Origin of the sequence: Streptomyces sp. (assembly GCF_019510245.1) — a bacterium.
In the GTDB taxonomy this organism is placed as follows: domain Bacteria; phylum Actinomycetota; class Actinomycetes; order Streptomycetales; family Streptomycetaceae; genus Streptomyces.
The window spans coordinates 20927-41033 of record NZ_JAEKKT010000123.1 but is presented as its reverse complement, the minus strand read 5'-3'; the positions used below and the strand labels follow the sequence as shown (position 1 = coordinate 41033).

The window sequence follows — 20107 nt, the reverse complement described above, 5'->3', positions numbered from 1 at the left end:
GATCAGGGGGTGGAGCGCGCGGTCGCGTCGAGGTGCCGGCCGAGGCGGCGGACGAGCAGTGCCATCTCGTGGGCCAGCTGGCCGACGTCGGTGCGGACGTCGCTGAGGACGGCGAGCCGGCTGCCGTGCCCGGCCGGGGTGACGAAGAGGTAGGCGTCGTCGAGCATCACCATGGTCTGCCGCACCTCCCCGGCGCCGAACCGGTCCCCCGCCGAGCGGGCCAGGCTGTGGAACCCGGAGCAGACGGCCGCGAGGTGCTCGATGTCCCGCCGCCGCATCCCCTCGGAGTGGCTGAGCGGCAGCCCGTCCGCGGTGAGCAGCACGGCCTCCCGGACGTGATCGGTCCGGGCGACGAGGTCGTCGAGCAGCCAGCCGAGGTCGCTGCCCGGCCGGGCGGCGGGCCCTTGGCCGGCTGCGGGCCGTGAGCCGGGGACGGCAGTCGGGTCCGAGGCGGCGGCCGGTCCGGGCTGCTGGGGCTGGTCGTCACTGGTCATCGTCGGCACGGGTCCCTTCCTCGGTGTGGTCCGGCTCGTCGGGGCCGGTCGGCAGTCCTCGGCGCCCCCGGTCCAGGCCGCGCTGGAAGGCTCCGAAGACGGCCCGCATCTCGTCGGCGTCCAGATCACGCGCCTCGCCGGGAGCCCGCTCCGCGCGCAGCCCGGGGGCGAGGGAGGCCTGACGGGTGCGGGTGGGCAGGGCCGGGGGCGGGGGCGGGCCCGTGCCGGGAGCCGAGGTCCCGGACCGCCCCGGACCGGCCGGCGACAGCACACCGACCGCCGCCGCCGACCGGTCCCCGAGCTCCTCCGCCGCCGACCGGTCCCCGAGCTCCTCCGCCGCCGGCGGGTGTCCACGCTCCTCCGCCGACGCCGGCCGTGCTCCTCGCTCCCCGTCCCGTCGGCCGCCCTCCGGCTCCACCTCGGCGAGCACCGTCCCCGGCAGCAGCACCACCGCCGTCGTCCCCCCGTACGGCGACTCCCGCAGGGTCACGCCGATGCCGTGCCGGGCGGCCAGGCGGCCCACGACGTAGAGGCCGAGGCGGTCGTGGCGCGTCGGGTCGAAGGCGTCGGGGTCGGTGAGGGTGCGGCGGGCCTCGGAGAGCTGCTCCGCGTCGAGGCCGAGGCCCCGGTCGTCGATCTCCACGGTGAAGCCGTGGCCGACCCGGCCGGTGCGCAGGGTCACCTGGGTGTGGGGCGGCGAGAACACCGTGGCGTTCTCCAGGAGCTCGGCGAGCAGGTGCACGACATCGGCGACGGCGTCGGCGGCCACGCCCACCTCGGGCATCGGCGGCACCACGACCCGCGGGTAGTCCTCGATCTCGCCGACCGCCGAGGACACCACGTCGGCGACCGGCACGGGCCGCCGCCAGCGCCGCCCGGGGGTCGCGCCGGAGAGGATGATCAGGCTCTCCGCGTGCCGGCGCATCCGGGTGGTGAGGTGGTCGATGCGGAACAGCTCGCGCAGGACGGCCGGGTCGTCGGTGCGCCGTTCGAGTGTGTCGACGAGTTTCAGCTGGCGGTGGACGAGCGCCTGGTTGCGGCGGGCGATGTTGAGAAGGACCGCGAACAGGCCCCGGCGCAGCGTGGCCTGCCTGATCGCGGCCTCGACCGCGGCCAGTCGCGCCCGGTTGAACGACCGGCCGACGTCCCCGATCTCGTCGTCCCCGGCCTCCCCGGCGGCCAGCGGCGGTGCCTCGGCGACCGCGTCCACGTCCGCACCGGCGCTCAACCGCTCCATGAGGGCCGGCAGTTGGCGTGCGGTCAGCAGGTCGGCCGCGTCCCGCAGGAGCTCCAGGCGGCGCGAGATGCGGCGCGCCCCGCGCACCGCGAACCACAGTGACAGGCCCACCGCCGCGAGCCCGGCCGCGCCGACGACCGCCGCCTTCGCCAACTCCCGGTAGGCGAAGGCACGTCCGCGAGCCGCGGAGTTCTCGGCGGAGTGCGTGCACAGCAGCATGTACTGCTTGACGGCCCGGTCGGTGGTCGCCCGCCAGCTGTCCGCGGCGACGGCCGCACCGGCCCGGTCCGCACCCGCCCGCAGCAGCGCGTCCTCGCCGCGCACCAGTGAGCGGTACAGCGCGCCGCGCTGGAACGTCTCGAACAGTGCCCGTGAGTCCCGCGGCAGGTCGGGGACGTAGGTGCGCTGGAAAACCCGCCGGTCCTCGACGGTCGCGGTGAGGGTGTCGTACTGCCCGTCGGTGAGCCGTCCGGCGGCCCGCGCCCCGGCGACCAGGGCGTCCTCGCGCGAGACGAACTCGCGTACCCGCACCAGCTCGACGACGACCTGGGACTCCCGGGCCAGCTGTCCGGCCTGGAGCGCGGTGAGGGCGGACTCGACGTCGAAGCCGGGCTCCACGAGGGCGCTGTAGCCGGCGACGGCGCCGTCCCAGGAGATCTTCCGGGACAGCACCTGACCGCGCAGCTTCTCCAGTCCGCCGGTGGCGGTGACCATCGCGTCGAGCGCCTCGCGCTGCCGGTCGCTGAGGCGCCCGCGGTCGCCGTCCCGGATCGCGTCCCGCATGGCGCCCACCGCCCGGTCGGTGCGCCGCTGCTGGGCTAGCAGGCCGGCGGCGGCCGCCGGGTCCGGGCGGCCGCCCAGGTAGGCCGCCGACAGCCGCCGTTCGATCTGGATCTGCCCCACGGCGGTGTCGACGGGGGTGCCGAAGTCGTCGTACACCGCCTGCAGCCGGATCAGCGCGCGCAGTTCGCCGGTGACGGACACCATGGCGAAGCTCCACAGGGCCGTCAGCGCGACGACCGGGGCGAGCGCGAGCGCCACGATCCGCGCACGGACGGTGGTGGGGCGGCCGGGCCAGCGCATGGGTTACCTACCGGTGTTACCAGTGAGTAGCGGGGAAGCCCGCACAACCTACGGGATCGTCACCCCGACCGCAATGGTTGCCCCGGGTAACCCCGGCTAGGGCTCGACGGCGAACGCGGTGACGACGGCCGCGTGGTCGGAGGGCCAGTCGTTGCCCGCCACCTCGGGCCAGGGCGCCGGAGTGCCGGTGACCCAGGTCCGGGAGTCGAGCACGCGCAGCCCCCTGTGCAGCACGTAGTCGATCCGGTCCTGGGGTTCGGGCCGCCCGCTGCCGTCCTCGTGGACGGGGTGGATCGGCGACCAGGTGTGGCCGGGCGCCGCGGCCGGGTCCGGGTGCGCCTCGCGGTAGGAGTCGCGGAACCCGGCCTCCTCCGCGGCCTTGGTCACCGGCCACTCGACCGCCGGCCAGTCCAGGTGCGACGGGCAGTTGAAGTCCCCGACGAGCACCACCGGTACGTCCGTGTCCCCGATCCGGCGCAGGGTCTCGCGCATCTGCCCGAGCCGCACCTCCTCGTGGGCGACCAGCCGGTCGGCGCCGAGCCCGTCGAAGTGGAACTCGTAGGGGCCATAGGGCGTGTAGTGCAGGTGCGCGGTCCAGATCTCGACCTCGCGGCCGGGGCGGACGGCGATCCGCACCCCGGCGGCGCCGTAGAAGCCGACGTCCGGGTCGCCGAGGCGGGCGGTGACCGGGAAGCGGCTGATGATCCCGAGGTTCTCGCCCGCGGTGTGGTGGTGCCAGCCGAGGGCCTCGGCGAGTTCGCGCGCGCTGGACCCGGCGGTCTCCTGGAGGCCGACGACGTCCGCGCCCGCGTCCATGATCGCCTTGAGCTGCTTGGCCCGGTGGTCGTCGATCCGGCTGCCGCCGAGCCAGAGGTTCCAGGACATCACGCGGAGTTCCGGTAGGGCCATCTCGCTCAGCTCCCTCGGGGTGACCCCGACCAGCGTGTCACGGACGGTCCGGCCGGGCGCACCGGCGATCGGCGCGAGCGAGGGGACGGCCAGCACGGCGCATCCGGCCGCCTCGGCGGAGGCGACCCCGGTCTCGGTGTCCTCGACGGCCACGCAGGCGGCCGGGTCGACGCCGAGCGCCCGGCAGGCGGCCAGGTACGGGTCGGGGGCGGGCTTGGTGCGCCCGGTGTCGTCGGCGGTGACGGAGGCGGCGAACCGGCCGGCGCCGAGGGCGTCGAGCACGAGGTCGGCGACCGCGCGCGGGGATGCGGTGACCAGGGCGGTGGGGACGCCGGCCGCGGCCAGCGCGTCCAGCAGGTCGAGGGCGCCGGGGCGGGGCACGATGCCGGTGCGGACGCGGTCCGCGAACTCCCGGTGCAGCCCGGCCGCGAGTTCCGCGGCCGGCCGGCCCGTGGCGGCGGCGAGCCAGCCGGCGGTGTGCTCCACCGGCCGGCCGAGCACGTCCGGCTCGTCGGCCTCGGTGAGCGGCCGCCCGGCGACCTGTTCCACCGCCTCCCACCACAGTCGCTCGGTGTCGACGAGCGTTCCGTCCATGTCGAACAGGACGGCCTGAAGCGGGAGTCGTGGGTGGGGGGTCACGTTGTTGTCATTCCTCACGTGGGGGGCGGGACTTCGGGAAGCGTCACTTCTGGACGCGGGGCGCCACGAGCACCGGACGCTCGGGCAGCGACACGCTCACGGCGGATCCGGCCCCCAGTTCGGCGGCCTCGTGGGCGGGCAGGTCGGCCTTGGCCTCGGTGCCGTCGGCAAGCCGTACGGTGACCCGGACGACCGCGCCGAGGAAGGCGGTGGCGACGACGACGGCCGTGCCGGCGGCGTCCGCGCGCACCCGGAGCGCCTCGGGCCGCACGAGCACGTCGGCCTCGCCCGCGCCCGGCGCCTGCCCGTCGACCGGCAGCCGCTGCCCGAGCACCTCGACGGTGCCGTCCTTGACCGTCCCCGGGATCCGGCTCATCGTGCCGACGAACTCGGCGACGAAGGCGGTGGCCGGGCGGCCGTACAACTCGGCGGGTTCGGCGCACTGTTCGAGCCGCCCGGCGCGCATCACGGCGACCCGGTCGGCGACGGACAGCGCCTCCTCCTGATCGTGCGTCACGAAGAGGGTGGTGATGCCGAGTTCCTGCTGGAGGCGGCGGATCTCCTCGCGGAGCGACAGCCGGACCTTGGCGTCCAGGGCCGACAGCGGCTCGTCGAGGAGGAGCACCCGGGGCCGCAGGGCGAGGGCGCGGGCCAGTGCGATGCGCTGCTGCTGGCCGCCGGAGAGCTGGTGGGGGAACCGCTCCCCCTTGTCGCCGAGCCCGACCAGCTCCAGCAACTCGGCGGCGCGCGCCCGCCGTTCACTCGTGCGCACCTTGCGCATGCGCAGGCCGAAGGCCACGTTGTCGACGGCGTTGAGATGCGGGAAGAGGCTGTACGACTGGAAGACCATCCCGGCGTCCCGGCGGTGGGCCGGGACGTGGGTGACGTCCTCGCCGTCCACGAGCACGGCGCCGGAGTCGGGGTGTTCGAAGCCGGCGAGCATGCGCAGCGCGGTGGTCTTGCCGCAGCCGGACGGGCCGAGCAGCGCCAGGAACTCCCCCGGCTGTACGGTCAGGTCGAGTCCGTCGAGGGCGACGGTGGCGCCGAACTCGCGCCGCAGCGACCGGAACTCGACGGTCGCGGCCTTCTCAAGGGTGGCGGTGGTCATGGTGTGTGTCATCCCCGGGAGGAAGCGGATCGGTCACGGCCGCCGGCACCGGCGAGCGCGAGGAGCAGGGCCCAGGTCACCAGGAGACTGAGCACGGAGACGGCGACGGACATCTGGGCCTGCGAGCCGCCGACGTCGTAGATCCACACGGCGAACGGCTCGAAGCCGAGCAGCCGGGCGACGGTGAACTCGCCGAGCACCAGGGCCAGCGTGAGGAAGGCCGCGTTGAGCAGCGCCCCGCGCAGGTTGGGCAGGACGGCCCGGACGAGGGCCTGCGGCCAGTTGGCACCGCAGCTGCGGGCGGCCTCGACGAGGGTGCGCACGTCGATCGCGCGCAGCCCGGCGTCCAGCGCCCGGTAGACGAAGGGCAGCGCCATCACGACGTAGGCGAGGACCAGGACGACCGGGAAGCTCGGGTTCTGGACGGCGACGAACGTCTCGAACAGCGGGGTCCGGGAGAGGTGGTCGGGGCCCCACTTGAGCACGGTCACGATGCCGGCGACGAACGCGATCGGCGGCACCACCAGGGGCAGCGAGCAGACGATCTCGACCACCGGACGCAGCCTGGGCGCGCCGAGCCGCAGGGCGACCACGGCGGGCACCATCAGCAGCAGCACGACGGCGATGGTCGCGACCGCCAGCTCCAGCGAGAGCAGCAGGCTGGACCCGAACCCGTCGGCGGACAGGATCTGGGTGTAGGCGTCGAAGGTGACGCCCTGGCCGGGCACGTCGACCGTGAAGACGACGGAGGCGCCCAGCGGGACCAGGAAGTAGAGGGCGGCAAGGCCTAGGACGGCCCAGCGCCAGGGGGTCAGGCGTCGAGCCATCGGGCGCTCCGTCGTTGCAGGGGCAGGTACACGGCCATCACCACGCCCGCCACCAGCACCATGTCCAGGCTCAGGGCGAGGGCCACGTTCTCCTGGCCGACCAGGACGTTGCCGGAGAGGGCGTCGGCGATCTGGAGGGTGACCAGCGGGACCGCGCTGCCGACCATCGCGGCGGCGGTGGCGTAGGCGGCGAAGGCGCTGCCGAAGAGCAGCACGAGCCCGCCGAGCAGCGAGGGCGCGAGCACGGGCAGGGCCACGAACCGCCAGTACTGCAGGCCGGTGGCGCCGTTGTTGAGCGCGGCCTCCCGCCACTGGGTGCGCAGTCCGTCGAGGGCCGGGGTGATGGTGAGGACCATCAGCGGGATCAGGAAGTACAGGTAGACCAGGACGAGCCCCCAGAAGCTGTACAGGTCCCAGCCGTGGTCGGTGAGGTGCAGGTGCACGGTGAGCACACCGGCGTTGCCGAGGGTCGCGACGAACGCGAACGCCAGCGGCACGCCGCCGAAGTTGGCGAGCACGCCGGAGGCGGTGAGCACGGCCTCGCGCAGCGCCCGGGAGCGCGAGCTGACGACCGCCTGCGCGAGCGGCAGTCCGAGGACGGCGGCGATGAGGGCGGAGAGCGCGGACAGCTTGACGCTGCCGACGAGGGCGGTGAGGTACGGCCCCTGGAGCGAGTCGCTGAGATTCCGCGCGGTGTACGAACTCACCCCGCCGGCCGGGTCCTTGACCGTGAAGGCGCCGTTCAGCATGGCGACGGCGGGCAGCCCGAAGGCGACGGCCGTGAAGGCGAGGAGCGGGACGACGGCGAGCCAGCCGGGGGCGCGGCGCCGCCGCTTCTGGGAAGCGGCGGACGCCACGTCGGCCCGCGTGAGCGTGGCCGTCATCCGGAGACGGCCTTCGACCAGCCCGTCGAGAGAACCGTCTTGGCCTTGTCCTGCTGGGCCTCGGTCGGGAAGGTGGGCGTGCCGGTGACCGCGGGCAGCTTGGCGGCAGCGGTCTTGTCCAGCGTGCCGGCCTTCTCCATCGAGGACATCAGGACCGGACGCGCGTACCCCTTGAGCCACAGGTTCTGGCCCTCGGTGCTGTACAGGTACTCCTGCCACAGGCGGGCGGCCGCCGGGTGCGGGGCGTCCTTGTTGATGGCCTGGGAGTAGTACTGGGCGTACTGGCCGTCGCTCGGGATGGACACCTTCCAGTCCACGCCCTTGGACTTGAACTCGTCGGCGTAACCGGCGTTCAGGTAGTCCCAGTCGATGGAGATGGGCGTCTCGCCCTTCTCGACGGTGGCCGGGGTGGACTCGACGGGCGTGTAGTTGCCGTTCTTCTTCAGCTTGGCGAAGAAGTCGAGACCGGGCTGGATGTCGTCGAAGGAGCCCTTGTTGGCGAGCGCGGCCGCGTACACGCCGCCGAACGCCGAACCGGACTTGGTCGGGTTGCCGTTGAGGGCGACCTGGCCCTTGTACTGCGGCTTGAGCAGGTCGGCGAAGGTGGTCGGGCAGGTCTTGACCCGCTTCGCGTCGCAGCCGATGGAGATGTAGCCGCCGTAGTCGTTGTACCAGCGGGCCTGCGGGTCCTTCTGACCGGTGGCGATGTCGTCGTACGAGGTCACCTTGTACGGCGCGAGCAGGCCCTGCTGGGCCGCGCTGAGCGCGAACGACGAACCGAGGTCGAGCACGTCCGGCGCCCGGTCCTGGCCCTTGCGCGAGGTCACGGCGTTGATCTCGTCCTGGCTGGAGCCGTCGGGGCTCTCGTCCTCGATCTTGATGCCGTACTTCTTCTGGAAGCCGTCGATGATGGCGCCGTAGTTCGCCCAGTCGCGGGGCACGGCGATGATGTGCAGCGTGCCCTCCTTCTTGGCGGCGGCGACCAGCTTGTCCATGCCGCCGAGGTCGGCGGCGGAGGTGGCGGTGGCGGCGTTCTTGCCGTCGGAGGTGGTGGACGACGCGTTGTCGGGGGCGGCGCCGCAGGCGCTGAGGGCAAGCGCGGCTACGGCGGCGAGGGAGCCGCCGAGGAGGGCGGTTCTCGGCAGGGACACGGTCACGGTCTCTCCAGGGAGTACGCACGAGGGTGGGTGGCGCTGCGGGCGGCGCCGGGCGAACTTGTCTGAACAAGTTGGCCCCAGTACGCCCGCCGTGGGTTTCCCCTTCATGAACGGCGGCGAAACTCCAGACCCTGTTTCCCTGCACAATCCAGGCCCGGTACAGGCTGACACGAATCACCTGGGAAGTTCGATTAGGCTGATCACGCTGTGCACAGCCGCCGACTCAGAGGGGAAGCATGACGGCGCGACACGAGGAGATCGCCGACGAGTTGCGGCGCGCCATCGACCGCGAGGAGTACACCGTCGGCAGCCGGCTGCCCTCGGAGACGGATCTCGCCGCGGAGTACGGCGTCTCCCGCGGCACGGTCCGCCAGGCGGTCGCCGCGCTCACCGCGGAGGGGCTGATCGGCTCCCGGCAGGGCGCCCGCCGGGTGGTCCTCGCCAGCCGGCGCAGCCAGAGCTTCGCGGAGCTGCGCAGCTTCGCGCAGTGGGCGAAGGCGATGGGCCGCGAGGCGACGGGACACGTGGTGTCCCAGGAGTACCGGCCGGCTACCCAGGAGGACGCCGTACGCCTGCAACTCCCGCTCGGCACGCCCGTGTTGCATGTGCTGCGGGTCCGCGGGCTGGACGGCGAACCGGTGTTGCTGGAACGTACGGTGTACGCGGACTGGATCTCTCCGGCGGTCGAGGCGATAGAGCCCGACTGCCCGTCGGCCGAACTGCTCGGCATCCGCCGGACGAGCCCGCTGCTGCGGGTGCGGCGGGTGACGACGACGCGGGAGGGGCGGCCGGTGGAGTGGTCGGACGACCGCTACCGGTCGGATGCGGTGAGCTTCAGCGTGCACAACTCCATCGGGAACAACGCACTGGCGAGGAAGACCGCGGACTAGGGGGTGGGGGCTGCGGCCGTGCGCCGGGTGCGGGCCGGTGGGGGTTGGTCGCGCAGTTCCCCGCGCCCCTTGGGTCGGCGGCCCTGCCGCTCCCCGAGGGGCGCGGGGAACTGCGCGACCAGCCACGAACCACGCGCACCCGGCGTACAACGGTGCGCCCCGAGCTCTGATCCGGTCTCACCCTGGCGCACCGGACGAGAAACGGCGCAGCAACGGCGACAGCACCAGCACCGACTTGGTGCGCTCCACGAACGGCTCCCCCGCGATCCGCTCCAGCACCCTCTCGAAGTGCCGCATGTCGGAGGCGAAGACCTGCACGACCGCGTCGGCCTCACCGGTGACCGTCGACGCGGCGACCACCTCCTGGTAGCGCTCCAGGCCCCGCTGGATGGTCTCCGGGGACGTGTTGCGCCGGCAGTAGATCTCGACGAACCCCTCGGTCTCCCAGCCGAGGGCCGCCGGGTCGACCCGTACGGTGAATCCGGTGATCGCTCCGGTGGCGCGCAGCCGGTCCACCCGCCGTTTGACGGCGGGCGCGGACAGGCCGACCAGTTGCCCGATGTCCGCGTAGGAGCGGCGGGCGTCCTCGGCAAGGGCGTGCACGATGCGTTCGTCGAGATCGTTCAGCAAGGGGTCGTTCAGCTCTCAGGTGGTGCAGGACGGGACCGGCGGCAGCCGTATGACGAAGTAGAACACGAGCCGACGCCTGCAACGCGTCCCGTCAGCGGCCTAACTCCAGCTCGCGTGCAGCGGCTTCCCCTCCGCGTACCCGGCCGCACTCTGGATCCCGACGATCGCCTTCTCGGCGAACTCCTCCAGCGACCCGGCACCGGCATACGTGCACGAGGACCGCACACCCGCGACGATCGAGTCGATCAGGTCCTCCACCCCCGGCCGGGCCGGGTCGAGGAACATCCGGGACGTGGAGATGCCCTCCTCGAAGAGCGCCTTGCGCGCCCGGTCGTAGGCCGACTCCTCCGACGTGCGGTTGCGCACCGCCCGCGCCGAGGCCATGCCGAACGACTCCTTGTACAGCCGCCCGTCGGCGGCCTGCTGGAGGTCGCCCGGGGACTCGTAGGTGCCCGCGAACCAGGAGCCGACCATCACGTTGGACGCCCCGGCGGCCAGCGCCATGGCGACGTCACGGGGGTGCCGGACACCGCCGTCGGCCCACACGTGCTTGCCGTACTTCCGCGCCTCGGCGGCGCACTCCAGGACCGCCGAGAACTGCGGCCGGCCGACGCCGGTCATCATGCGGGTGGTGCACATGGCGCCGGGGCCCACACCGACCTTGATGATGTCCGCACCCGCGTCGACGAGGTCCTTGACCCCCTCCGCGGAGACGATGTTGCCGGCCGCGATCGGGACCTGCGGGTCGAGGCCGCGGACCAGCCTGATCGCGTTGATCATCGACTCCTGGTGGCCGTGCGCGGTGTCGATGACGAGCGTGTCGACGCCCGCGTCGAGCAGCTGCTTGGCCTTGTCCGCGAAGTCCCCGTTGATCCCGACCGCGGCGGCGATGCGCAGCCTGCCGTGCGCGTCGGTCGCCGGGGTGTACAGGGTGGCGCGCAGGGCGCCCTTGCGGGTGAGGATGCCGGCCAGCTTGCCGTCCCGGTCGACCGCCGGGGCGTAGCGGCGGTTGGCGCCGTCCAGCCTGTTGAAGGCCTCGCGGGGGTCGATGTCCGCGTCGAGGAGCAGCAGGTCGCGGGACATGACCTCGGCGAGCTGGGTGAACCGGTCGACGCCGGTGAGGTCCCGGTCGGTGACGACGCCGACGGGGCGGCCGTCCTCGTCGACGACGACACCGGCGTTGTGCGCGCGCTTCGGCAGCAGGGCGAGCGCGTCGGCGACGGTCTGGTGCGGGGCCAGCACGATCGGGGTGTCCAGGACCAGGTGGCGGCTCTTGACCCAGGTGATGACCTCGGTGACCACGTCGATCGGGATGTCCTGCGGGATCACGACGAGTCCGCCCCGCCGGGCCACCGTCTCGGCCATCCGCCGGCCCGCGATCGCGGTCATGTTGGCGACGACCAGCGGGATGGTGGTGCCCGTGCCGTCCGGCGAGCCGAGGTCCACGCCCTGACGCGAGCCGACCGCGGAGCGGCTCGGGACCATGAAGACGTCGTCGTACGTCAGGTCGTACGCGGGCTGGATGTCATTGAGGAAACGCACGTGCCGCACATCCCAGTCGATCAGAGGTGACCCCCGGACCGGCCGGCCAGAGGGAAAAGCACGTACTTCATTCTCCCATGCCGACCGGCGCGTCATGCCCGGGACGAACGTCCAGGCAGGTCAGGGCCCATTCGGACGAACCTACAGGGGCTGCAGCGAGGTCACTGGAGGGCCAGGGCGACGGTCAGCGCGGGTTCGTCGGCGGACGCGTCGGTGAACACCCGCCGGGCGGTCTCCCACTCGTCCGGTCTGGTCCGCGCGTATCCCCGCCAGCCGGTGACGACGATCAGGAGCCCGCGGCCGACGGCCTCCGGCGGCCACACCGAGGGGTCGCGGAGGCTGTCGGTGAGGGCGTCCCAGTTGCGGCCGAACCAGCCGGGCAGGTCCAGCGCGGAGGCGATCCGGTCCATGAGGCCGGCCTTGTCGGCGACCCCGTCGAGGTCGAGCGTGACCAGGTGCGGACTCGTCGTCATCTCAGCGGCGCCCGGGTGAGGTTGCGGGGCCGGCCTGTTCGACCGACTCTGTCTCGCCGGCTCCGGGGAGCGCCGGCAGGTCGTCGAGGAAGCCGTCGGACGGCACGAAGAAGAGGGTGCCGGTGACCGCGGTGGAGAAGTCGAGGATCCGGTCGTGGGCGGCGTCCTCGGTGCCGAGGAACATGTTGCGCAGCATCTGCTCGACGACGTCCGGCGTCCGGGCGTACCCGATGAAGTAGGTGCCGAACTCGCCGCCGCCGGGGCTGCCGAAGGGCATGTTGTCCCGCAGGATCTGCCGTTCCTCGCCGTCCGGTCCGGTGATCGTGTTCAGGTCGACGTGGGAGGCCGGCTCGTCCAGTTCGAGGTTGGTGGCCTTCGTACGGCCGATGATCCGCTCCTGCGTCTCGACGGGCAGCGCGTTCCAGGCGTCGAGGTCGTGGAGGTACTTCTGGACGACCACGTAGCTGCCGCCGGCATGGCCGGGGTCCTCCGCGCCGATCAGGACGGCCCTGCGGGCGGCGGCGCCGACCGGGTTCTCGGTGCCGTCGACGAAGCCCAGCAGGTCGCGCGCGTCCAGGTACTTGAACCCCTGCACCTCGTCCTCGACGGTCACCGCGTCGCGCAGCCGGTGCATGATCTCGGCGGCGAGCCCGAAGCACAGGTCGAACCGGGTGGCCCGGATGTGCAGGAGAAGGTCGCCGGGGGTGGCGACCGCGGTGTGCCGGGGTCCTTCCAGGGGCCGGAAGGGGTGCAGGTCCGCCGGGCGGGGATGGTCGAACAGGCGGTCCCAGGCGGCCGAGCCGACCCCCGCCACACAGCTCAGCGCGGCGTCCGGCGCCCCGAACCCGAAGCTGCGCTCCAGCGCGCGGATATCGCCCAGCACCTCCCGTACCGTCTCCTCGCCGCCGGGGCGGACGGTGAGCACGAGGAAGATCGCGGCGGTGGTCAACGGACGGAGCACCGGCTGCGGTTCGGCTCCCGGCACGGACTGGGGTTCAGTGGTCAACGCGTCCTCCTGATGCGATCGCCACACGGCCTGTCGTACACATACTCGGGGTTGACGGAGTCCAGTCGGCGAAGACGCTCCACCTTTTCCCCGCCCGGCGCCAGGCGCCGGGAATCCAAGAATCTTTCACCCGCGGGAATAGACAGATCTGTCTATGTGGTTGACCTGCCCAGATAGACAGACCGGTCTACTCAACATGAGTTTCCGACACCGACGCTCTTCGGCCCGTCCCCGCGAAGGATCTCCGATGAACCACCTCGCACCGCACGAGCGAACCGCGCACACCGGGCGCGTGACAGCAGCGCGCAAGCCCATCCCGCCGCGTGCGGCGTTCTACGTGCTCGCCTCCGTCGTCGTCTCCTTCCTCGCCGCCTCCAGCGCGCCCACCCCGCTCTACGCGACCTACCAGGCCGAATGGGGCTTCACTCCGATCACCACCACGGTCGTCTTCGGCGTCTACGCGATCGCCGTCCTCTCCGGCCTGCTGGTCCTCGGCAAGCTGTCCGACCACGTCGGCCGACGCCCGGTCCTGATCACCGCGATCGCCGCCCAGGCCGCCGCGATGCTGCTGTTCTCCACAGCCGGCGGCGTCGGCGAACTGCTCGTCGCCCGCGTGGTGCAGGGTCTGTCCACCGGCGCCGCGCTCGGTGCGATCGGTGCCGGGATGATGGACATCAACCGCTCCCGGGGCACGCTCGCGAACGCCTTCGTGCCCGGCCTGGGCACCGCGACAGGCGCCCTGGCCAGCGGATTCGTCGTGCAGTACCTCCCCGCCCCGACCCACACGATCTACCTCGGCCTGCTCGCCGTCTTCGCCTTCCAGGCCGTCGCCGTCGCCCTGATCGACGAGACCGTCACCCGCGAGCGCGGCGCACTGGCCAGCCTCGTGCCCGAGATCAGGCTCCCCCGGACCGTCCGCGGTGCCGTCCTGGCGACGGCCCCCGTGATGTTCGCCGTCTGGGCACTGGCCGGGTTCTACGGCTCCCTCGGCCCGGCCCTGGTCCGCACCCTGGTCGGCTCCACCTCCGCCGTCTGGGGCGGCCTCGGCCTCTTCGTCCTGGCGTTCGTGGCGGCGAGCTCGGTCCTCGCCCTGCGCAAGGCCTCGGCGACCACCGTGATGTACACGGGCATCGCGGCGCTCGTCGCCGGGGTGGCGCTCACGCTGGTGGCCGTCGACCGGGGCGTCCCTGCGCTGTTCTTCGCCGGGACGGCGGTGGCCGGCCTCGGGTTCGGCAGCGGCTTCCAGGGCGGTATACGCACCGTCATGCCGCTGACCAGGCCGCACGAGAGCTCGGGCGTGCTGTCCCTGCTCTTCGTCGTCTCCTACCTCGGCATGGGGGTCCCCTCCGTGCTCGCCGGGGTGCTGGTGGTGCACGGCGGCGGGCTGGTCCCGACCTCCGAGGAGTACGGCGCGGTGGTCATCGCCCTGGCGCTGCTGGCCCTGGCCGCCCTGCTGCTGCGCGGCAAGCCGCAGAGCGCGCCGGGTGTGCTGGTGGCCTCCGGGCGCACCCCGGCCGTCCACACCGAGCACGCGGACGCGTCCCGGTGACCGACGTCCCGACCACTGAGTAGACCGGTCTGGTCAACCGTAGAATCGAAGAGGCGAGAAGGTGAGTGGCATGGCGAAGACGTTGGGTGCCCAGGCTCCCACGGCCCGGGAGCGGCTGCTCTCGGCCGCGAACGAGCTGTTCTACGCGGAGGGCGTGCAGACGGTCGGGATCGACCGGATCATCGAGCGCGCCGGGGTTGCCAAGGCCTCGCTGTACAACACCTTCGGCGGCAAGGAGCAGCTCGTCCGCGCCTACCTCGACGCCCGGCACACCAGGCTGAGCGAGCGGCTGCTGCGCGCTGTCGACGCCGCCGGCACCCCGCGCGACCGGCTGCTGGCGGTCTTCGACGCACAGGCCGACCTGCTCGCCCAGCAGAACTACCACGGCTGTGCCTTCGTGGCGGCGAGCGCGGAGGCCAAGCACGGCAGCGCCATCGAGGAGGCCTCCGACACCGCCCGTGCCTGGATCCGCGCGCTGTTCACCCGGCTCGCCCGGGACGCCGGCGCCCCGGACCCCGAGGCGCTCGCCCATCAGCTCCACCTGCTGTACGACGGGGGCGGAGTGTCCGCACGGATGGACCGCGACCCGTCGGCGGGCTCGGCCGCCCGGGAGGCGGCCGGCGTGCTGATCGACGCGGCACTGCCGAAGCCGTCCTGAGGACCTGACAGGCGGAAACGCCGCGGCAGCGTTGTCACCCGCGCTGCCGCGGCGCGGTCGTGATCCCGGTCAGAGACCGTCCGGATCGGCGCGGTTCAGCGCGGGCTTGGGGGTGCTGCCCGCCGTCATCAGGTAGTCGGCGGCCGAGGTGTCGGTGACCAGGCTGGTGACCAGCCCCGACCGCAGGACCGCGTCGATCGCGGCCGCCTTGCGCTGACCGCCCGCGATCGCGACGACCTCCGGGATCCGGCGCAACTGGTCCGCCTTGACCGTGATGCACCGCTCCCCCAGGTCGCGTCCGACCCGGCGGCCCTCGGCGTCGAAGAGGTGCGCGGCCATCTCGGCGGCGACGCCCAGCGTCGCGTAGTGCGCGCGCTCCTCGTCGCTGAGCATGTCGTGCACCGTCGAGATACCGGGCTCCCAGGAACCGATGGAGACGCAGGCGACCGTGACCTTGTCGAAGTACTCGAAGGCCCGGGCGATCCCGGTCTGGTTGCGCAGCGCGGCCGCGGTGGCCGCGTCCGGCAGCAGCATCGGCGCGTAGATGGGGTGGGCGTCACCGCCCGACACCTGGGCGGCCCGCCGCACCGCCTCCACCGAGCCCCGCTCGGAGGTCCCGGCGTCGTACACGCCCGTCAGCTGCACCACCGTGCACGGCGGCAGCCGGTCCAGCGCCGCCGCCATGTGGATGGTGGACCGGCCCCAGGCGAGGCCGAGCACGTCTCCCTCGTTGACGAGCTCGCCGAGCAGGTCCGCGGCGACCTCGCCGAGGTTCTCGGGGTCGGGGGTCTCCTCCGCCTCGGCCGGGGACTCGACCACGACGGCATGCCGCAGGCCGTACCGGGCGCGGAGCGCGTCCGAGCGCTCGGCGTCCAGCTCGGCCGGTACGCGGATCTCGATGCGCACGAGATCCCTTTCGAGGGCAGTCTCCAGTACCCGGGCCACCTTGAAGCGGCTGACGCCGAACTCCTCGGCGATCTGGATCTTGGACTTGCCTTCGAGGTAGAAGCGGCGGGCCATGGCCGCCGCCTGCACCAGCTCTGCGGGTCCCATCCGCATGGCTGACCGGCCCGCCGACATACCCGACACGGCCATCTCCTCACTGCTGTTCACACTCTGGATACGCCGTTCATCCTTGCAGATCCGGCGCACTTGATCAGCCCTGATCGGAGCCGTTCACGTTCCCGTACCTCAGTGGTCGCACGCCCACGACGCCTGGGCGGTGGCCGCCGCCGCCTGGGTGCGTAGTGCACGTACCGCCTCTGCCGGGTCGTTTGCCCCGTACACCGCGGAACCTGCCACAAAAACGTCGGCTCCGGCGTCCGCGCACCGCTCGATCGTCGACGCGGAAACTCCACCGTCGACCTGGAGCCACAGCTCCAGTCCGTGCTTGCTGATCAACTCCCGGGTGCGGCGGATCTTCGGCAACATGATGTCGAGGAACGCCTGGCCGCCGAAGCCCGGCTCCACCGTCATGACCAGCAGCATGTCCAGCTCGGGGAGCAGGTCCTCGTACGGCTCGATGGGCGTCGCGGGCTTGAGCGCCATGGACGCGCGGGCGCCCTTGGCCCGGATCTCCCGCGCGAGCCGCACCGGGGCGGCCGCCGCCTCCACGTGGAAGGTGACGGAGGAGGCCCCCGCTTCGACGTACTGCGGCGCCCACCTATCGGGGGCCTCGATCATCAGGTGGCAGTCCAGCGGGGTGTCCGTAGCACGGGCCAGGGACTCTACGACCGGCACACCGAGCGTGAGGTTCGGGACGAAGTGGTTGTCCATGACGTCGACGTGGAGCCAGTCGGCGCCTTCGACCGCCTTCGCCTCGTCCGCGAGGCGGGCGAAGTCGGCGGACAGGATGCTGGGGTTGATCTGCACGGCCATGCCCCAAGCGTGCCATGCCCTGACGGGGTGGGCCGAGTGGGGTTGGGGGTGGGTGCAGTCCGTTGCGAGCTGCAGGTGCGCGGGGGCTGGTCGCGCAGTTCCTCCCCCCTTCGGCCGGGGGTACCCCCAGCGCACCTATGGGGCGCGCTGTCCAGCCGTCTCTCACATAGCCGCGGGCAGCACCCTGCAAGTGCCGGTGAGCGTCCCCGCCCCAGATCTCAGCCAGTCCGGCGGATCAGTGCCAGGTACATCGCGTCGGTGCCGTGCAGATGCGGCCACAGCTGCACGTCGGGCCCCTCGCCCAGCTCCGGCAGTCCCGGCAGCAACGGACGCGCGTCCACCAGCTCCGTGTCCGGACGCTGCTTGAGAACGTCCTGCACGACCGCTCGCGTCTCCGCGAGGTGCGGGGAGCAGGTGGCGTAGCCGACGACGCCGCCCACCCGTACGGAGTCGATGGCGGTGCGCAGCAGGGACCGCTGCAGGGGGCCGAAGTTGTCGAGGTCCTCGGGGCGGCGCCGCCACCGTGCCTCCGGGCGGCGGCGCAGCGCGCCCAGGCCTGTGCAGGGGACGTCCATCAGGACCCGGTCGAAGGTGCCGGCGCGCCACGGCGGCCGGGTGCCGTCGGCGGCGATGACCTGGTACGGCCCCGGGTTACCGTGCAGCGCCTGCTCGACCAGCCCGGCCCGGTGCGGCTGCTTCTCGGAGGCGAGCAGCAGGGCCCCCCGCTCGGCGGCGAGCGCGGCGAGCAGCGCGGCCTTGCCGCCGGGCCCGGCACAGCCGTCCAGCCACTTCGCGTCCGGCCCCTCGACCGGTGCGTTGGCGAGCGCGAGGGCGACCAGCTGGCTGCCCTCGTCCTGCACACCGGCCCGGCCCTCCTGCACGGCCGTGATGGCACCCGGCTCCCCGCCCTCGGCGAGCCGCACGGCATACGGCGACCAGCGCCCCGGTACGGCGGCCTCCTCGCCGAGGAGTTCCTCGGTGGTGGCCCGCCCCGGCCGGGCGACCAGCGTCACCTCGGGCCGCTCGTTGTCGGCGGCCAGCAGCTCCTCGATCCCCGCGCGTGGGCCCCCGAGCGAATCCCAGAGGGCGGAGACGACCCACCGCGGATGCGAGTGCACCACGGCCAGATGGTCCTCGGGGTCCTGGTCGTAGGGCGGCGCGACCTTCGCGAGCCAACCGTCCAGGTCGTCCTGCGCGACCTTGCGGAGCACGGCATTGACGAACTTGGCCCGCCCGTCGCCCAGCACCACCCGGGCCAGCTCGACGGAGGCGGAGACGGCGGCGTGGCTGGGGATCCGCGTGCCGAGCAGCTGGTGCACCCCCAGACTGAGCACGTCCAGCACCGGCGGGTCCACCTCGCGCAGCGGCCGGTCGACGCACTCGGCGATGATCGCGTCGTACGTTCCCTGCCGGCGCAGCGTCCCGTACACCAGCTCGGTCGCGAGTGCCGCGTCCCGCCCGTCGAACTTTTCGGGTCCCTCCTTCTCCCGGGCCTTGCGCAGCAGCGGCGGCAGCACGAGGTTGGCGTACGCGTCCCGCTCGTCCACGGCGCGCAGCGCCTCGAAGGCGAGGATGCGGACGGGGTCCTTCTGGGGACGGCGGTAGGGCTTGGCGGGCCTGCGCGGCCGCCGGGACTGCTCGCTCACGAAAAAGGTGCTCCGGGTATGGGAATGAGGCGACTCCCAGCGTACGCCGCGTACGCCGGAAAGCCGCTGGTGGGGAAAGGGGCTCAGGCGCCGAGGGTCTCCCCGGCGCCGATGCGCACGCCACGCGCCCAGTCGGCGGCCCGCATCGGCTTCTTGCCCTGGGCCTGTACCCAGAGCAGTTCGACGGCGTACGACCCGGTCCCCACGTGCACGCTGTTCTTCCCGACGGCGATCTCGGCGGGGTTGAGATCGGTCCGCTCGGGCACCGGCGTGACCTGGATGAGCTTGAGCCGCTCACCACGGAAGGTGGTCCAGGCACCCGGGGCCGGGGTGCACCCTCGCACCACCCGGTCGACCCTCAGCGCCGGCGCCACCCACTCCACCTTCGCGTCCTCGACGGTGATCTTCGGCGCGAGGGTGATGCCCTCCCCCGGCTGCGGTACGGCCTTGAGCGTGCCGTCCTCGATACCGTCCATGGTCGCGACGAGCAGCCCGGCACCGGCGAAGGCGAGCCGGGTCAGCAGGTCACCGCTGGTGTCGGTGGGCCGGATCTCCTCGGTGACGGTCCCGTAGACGGGCCCCGAGTCCAGCCCCTCCTCGATGAGGAAGGTGGAGGCGCCCGTGATCTCGTCGCCCGCCATGATGGAGTGCTGCACCGGAGCCGCCCCGCGCCAGGCGGGAAGCAGCGAGAAGTGCAGGTTGACCCACCCCTGGGCGGGCACGTCGAGCGCGACCCGGGGCAGCAGCGCGCCGTAGGCCACCACCGGACAGCAGTCCGGCCCGATCTCCGCAAGCCGCTCCAGGAACTCCGGCTCGCGCGGCTTGAGCGGCCTCAGCACCTCGATCCCGGCCTCCATCGCCCGCTCGGCCACCGGCGAAGCGACCAGCCTGCGTCCGCGCCCGGCCGGCGCATCGGGCCGCGTGACCACGGCGGCCACCTCGTGCCGTCCGGAGGAGATGAGAGCGTCCAGAGCAGGAACGGCGACTTCGGGGGTACCGGCGAAGACAAGCTTCATGGGCGACTGAGACCCTCTCGAACGGCATCAACACGGGCAACAAGCAAGTCTATGCCGCAACAACCAACCGCAGCCCACAGCCCACGAACCGCACGGCGAACACACAGAGCCAACGGCCGCCTGCCCCAAGCCGCCCACGGCTCCCCAGGCCGCCCAGCCTCCCCATCGACCGGAACGCGCGGCACACAGGCGGTCAACGAGCAACAGCCCACGAACCCACAAGCCGCCGACGGCGAACACCCCACCGGCCGCCCCACCTCCCCACCAACCGGAACGCGCGGCACGCGGTCGGCCAACGAACGACGACCCACGAACCCACAAGCCGCCAACGGCAGACACCCCCCACAGGTCGCTCGGCTTCTCCGACGACCGGAAAGGGCGGTGCGCGGGTGGGAGAGCACCCCGGTGGTGCGCCCCGCCGTACGGCGTACGCATATGCCCATACGCCCCCACACCGTGACCAGCGGAGCGCCCACGCGTT

Annotated in this window: 18 protein-coding genes; 3 read left to right on the top strand and 15 right to left on the bottom strand. The window is 72.7% G+C overall.

What is annotated here, in order from left to right; all coding sequences use genetic code 11:
- Positions 1-2 precede the first annotated feature (2 nt).
- The 7 genes from JF597_RS12605 to JF597_RS12575 all read right to left on the bottom strand — a co-directional run bounded on the left by JF597_RS12605 (position 3) and on the right by JF597_RS12575 (position 8338).
- Positions 3-494, bottom strand: a complete 492-nt coding sequence (locus JF597_RS12605; protein WP_293993254.1) for a roadblock/LC7 domain-containing protein — start codon at positions 492-494, stop codon at positions 3-5.
- Complete coding sequence (locus JF597_RS12600; protein WP_293993252.1) at positions 484-2814, bottom strand: nitrate- and nitrite sensing domain-containing protein; 2331 nt, start codon at positions 2812-2814, stop codon at positions 484-486. The genes JF597_RS12605 and JF597_RS12600 overlap by 11 nt, the downstream gene beginning before the upstream one ends.
- A 96-nt stretch (positions 2815-2910) precedes the next feature.
- Complete coding sequence (locus JF597_RS12595; protein ID WP_293993251.1) at positions 2911-4362, bottom strand: HAD-IA family hydrolase; 1452 nt, start codon at positions 4360-4362, stop codon at positions 2911-2913.
- A gap of 43 nt (positions 4363-4405) precedes the next feature.
- A complete protein-coding gene (locus tag JF597_RS12590) occupies positions 4406-5470 on the bottom strand; it encodes an ABC transporter ATP-binding protein (protein ID WP_293993249.1) in 1065 nt (354 codons plus the stop codon).
- An 8-nt stretch (positions 5471-5478) separates the two neighbouring features.
- Positions 5479-6297 carry an ABC transporter permease subunit gene (locus JF597_RS12585; RefSeq protein ID WP_293993247.1) on the bottom strand — a complete coding sequence of 273 codons (819 nt, stop codon included), beginning with the start codon at positions 6295-6297 and terminating at the stop codon, positions 5479-5481.
- Positions 6282-7181: an ABC transporter permease subunit gene (locus JF597_RS12580; RefSeq protein ID WP_293993245.1), complete on the bottom strand. Its 900-nt coding sequence runs from the start codon at positions 7179-7181 to the stop codon at positions 6282-6284. The genes JF597_RS12585 and JF597_RS12580 overlap by 16 nt, the downstream gene beginning before the upstream one ends.
- Positions 7178-8338: an extracellular solute-binding protein gene (locus JF597_RS12575; RefSeq protein ID WP_293993243.1), complete on the bottom strand. Its 1161-nt coding sequence runs from the start codon at positions 8336-8338 to the stop codon at positions 7178-7180. Before JF597_RS12575 ends, JF597_RS12580 begins: the two co-directional genes overlap by 4 nt.
- Positions 8339-8574: 236 nt before the next feature.
- Here JF597_RS12575 and JF597_RS12570 point away from each other — a divergent pair, with 236 nt between their 5' ends.
- The gene (locus JF597_RS12570) at positions 8575-9228 is read left to right on the top strand and encodes a GntR family transcriptional regulator (protein ID WP_293993241.1); all 654 of its coding nucleotides are present in this window, start codon (positions 8575-8577) and stop codon (positions 9226-9228) included.
- Between the two features lie 177 nt (positions 9229-9405).
- On the opposite strand, the gene JF597_RS12565 is transcribed toward JF597_RS12570, so the two are convergent.
- From JF597_RS12565 to JF597_RS12550, 4 genes are all read right to left on the bottom strand, one after another.
- On the bottom strand, positions 9406-9858 hold the full coding sequence (locus tag JF597_RS12565) for an Lrp/AsnC family transcriptional regulator (protein ID WP_046726552.1): 453 nt from the start codon (positions 9856-9858) through the stop codon (positions 9406-9408).
- A 99-nt stretch (positions 9859-9957) separates the two neighbouring features.
- Positions 9958-11400 (bottom strand): GuaB1 family IMP dehydrogenase-related protein, encoded by a 1443-nt coding sequence (locus JF597_RS12560; RefSeq protein ID WP_293993238.1) that lies wholly within the window; start codon positions 11398-11400, stop codon positions 9958-9960.
- A 161-nt stretch (positions 11401-11561) separates the two neighbouring features.
- Entirely contained in the window at positions 11562-11873 is a 312-nt protein-coding gene (locus tag JF597_RS12555) for a barstar family protein (protein WP_293993237.1), read from the bottom strand.
- Position 11874: 1 nt separating this feature from the next.
- On the bottom strand, positions 11875-12879 hold the full coding sequence (locus tag JF597_RS12550; RefSeq protein ID WP_293993235.1) for a Dyp-type peroxidase: 1005 nt from the start codon (positions 12877-12879) through the stop codon (positions 11875-11877).
- A gap of 247 nt (positions 12880-13126) precedes the next feature.
- On the opposite strand from JF597_RS12550, the gene JF597_RS12545 reads away from it, so the two are divergent.
- Both JF597_RS12545 and JF597_RS12540 read left to right on the top strand, forming a co-directional pair.
- Positions 13127-14428, top strand: coding sequence for an MFS transporter (locus JF597_RS12545; protein ID WP_293993234.1), 1302 nt, complete (start codon positions 13127-13129; stop codon positions 14426-14428).
- 70 nt (positions 14429-14498) lie between these two features.
- Positions 14499-15086, top strand: a complete 588-nt coding sequence (locus JF597_RS12540) for a TetR/AcrR family transcriptional regulator (protein WP_293993232.1) — start codon at positions 14499-14501, stop codon at positions 15084-15086.
- Between the two features lie 69 nt (positions 15087-15155).
- Here the strand turns inward: JF597_RS12540 and JF597_RS12535 are convergent, their stop codons facing one another.
- From JF597_RS12535 to fmt, 4 genes are all read right to left on the bottom strand, one after another.
- Entirely contained in the window at positions 15156-16199 is a 1044-nt protein-coding gene (locus JF597_RS12535) for a sugar-binding transcriptional regulator (protein ID WP_293993231.1), read from the bottom strand.
- Positions 16200-16277: 78 nt separating this feature from the next.
- Complete coding sequence (gene rpe, locus JF597_RS12530; protein WP_293993230.1) at positions 16278-16964, bottom strand: ribulose-phosphate 3-epimerase; 687 nt, start codon at positions 16962-16964, stop codon at positions 16278-16280.
- A 218-nt stretch (positions 16965-17182) separates the two neighbouring features.
- Positions 17183-18610, bottom strand: a complete 1428-nt coding sequence (locus tag JF597_RS12525; RefSeq protein WP_293993228.1) for a transcription antitermination factor NusB — start codon at positions 18608-18610, stop codon at positions 17183-17185.
- An 83-nt stretch (positions 18611-18693) separates the two neighbouring features.
- Positions 18694-19626 carry a methionyl-tRNA formyltransferase gene (gene fmt, locus JF597_RS12520; RefSeq protein WP_293993226.1) on the bottom strand — a complete coding sequence of 311 codons (933 nt, stop codon included), beginning with the start codon at positions 19624-19626 and terminating at the stop codon, positions 18694-18696.
- Between the last annotated feature and the right edge of the window lie 481 nt (positions 19627-20107).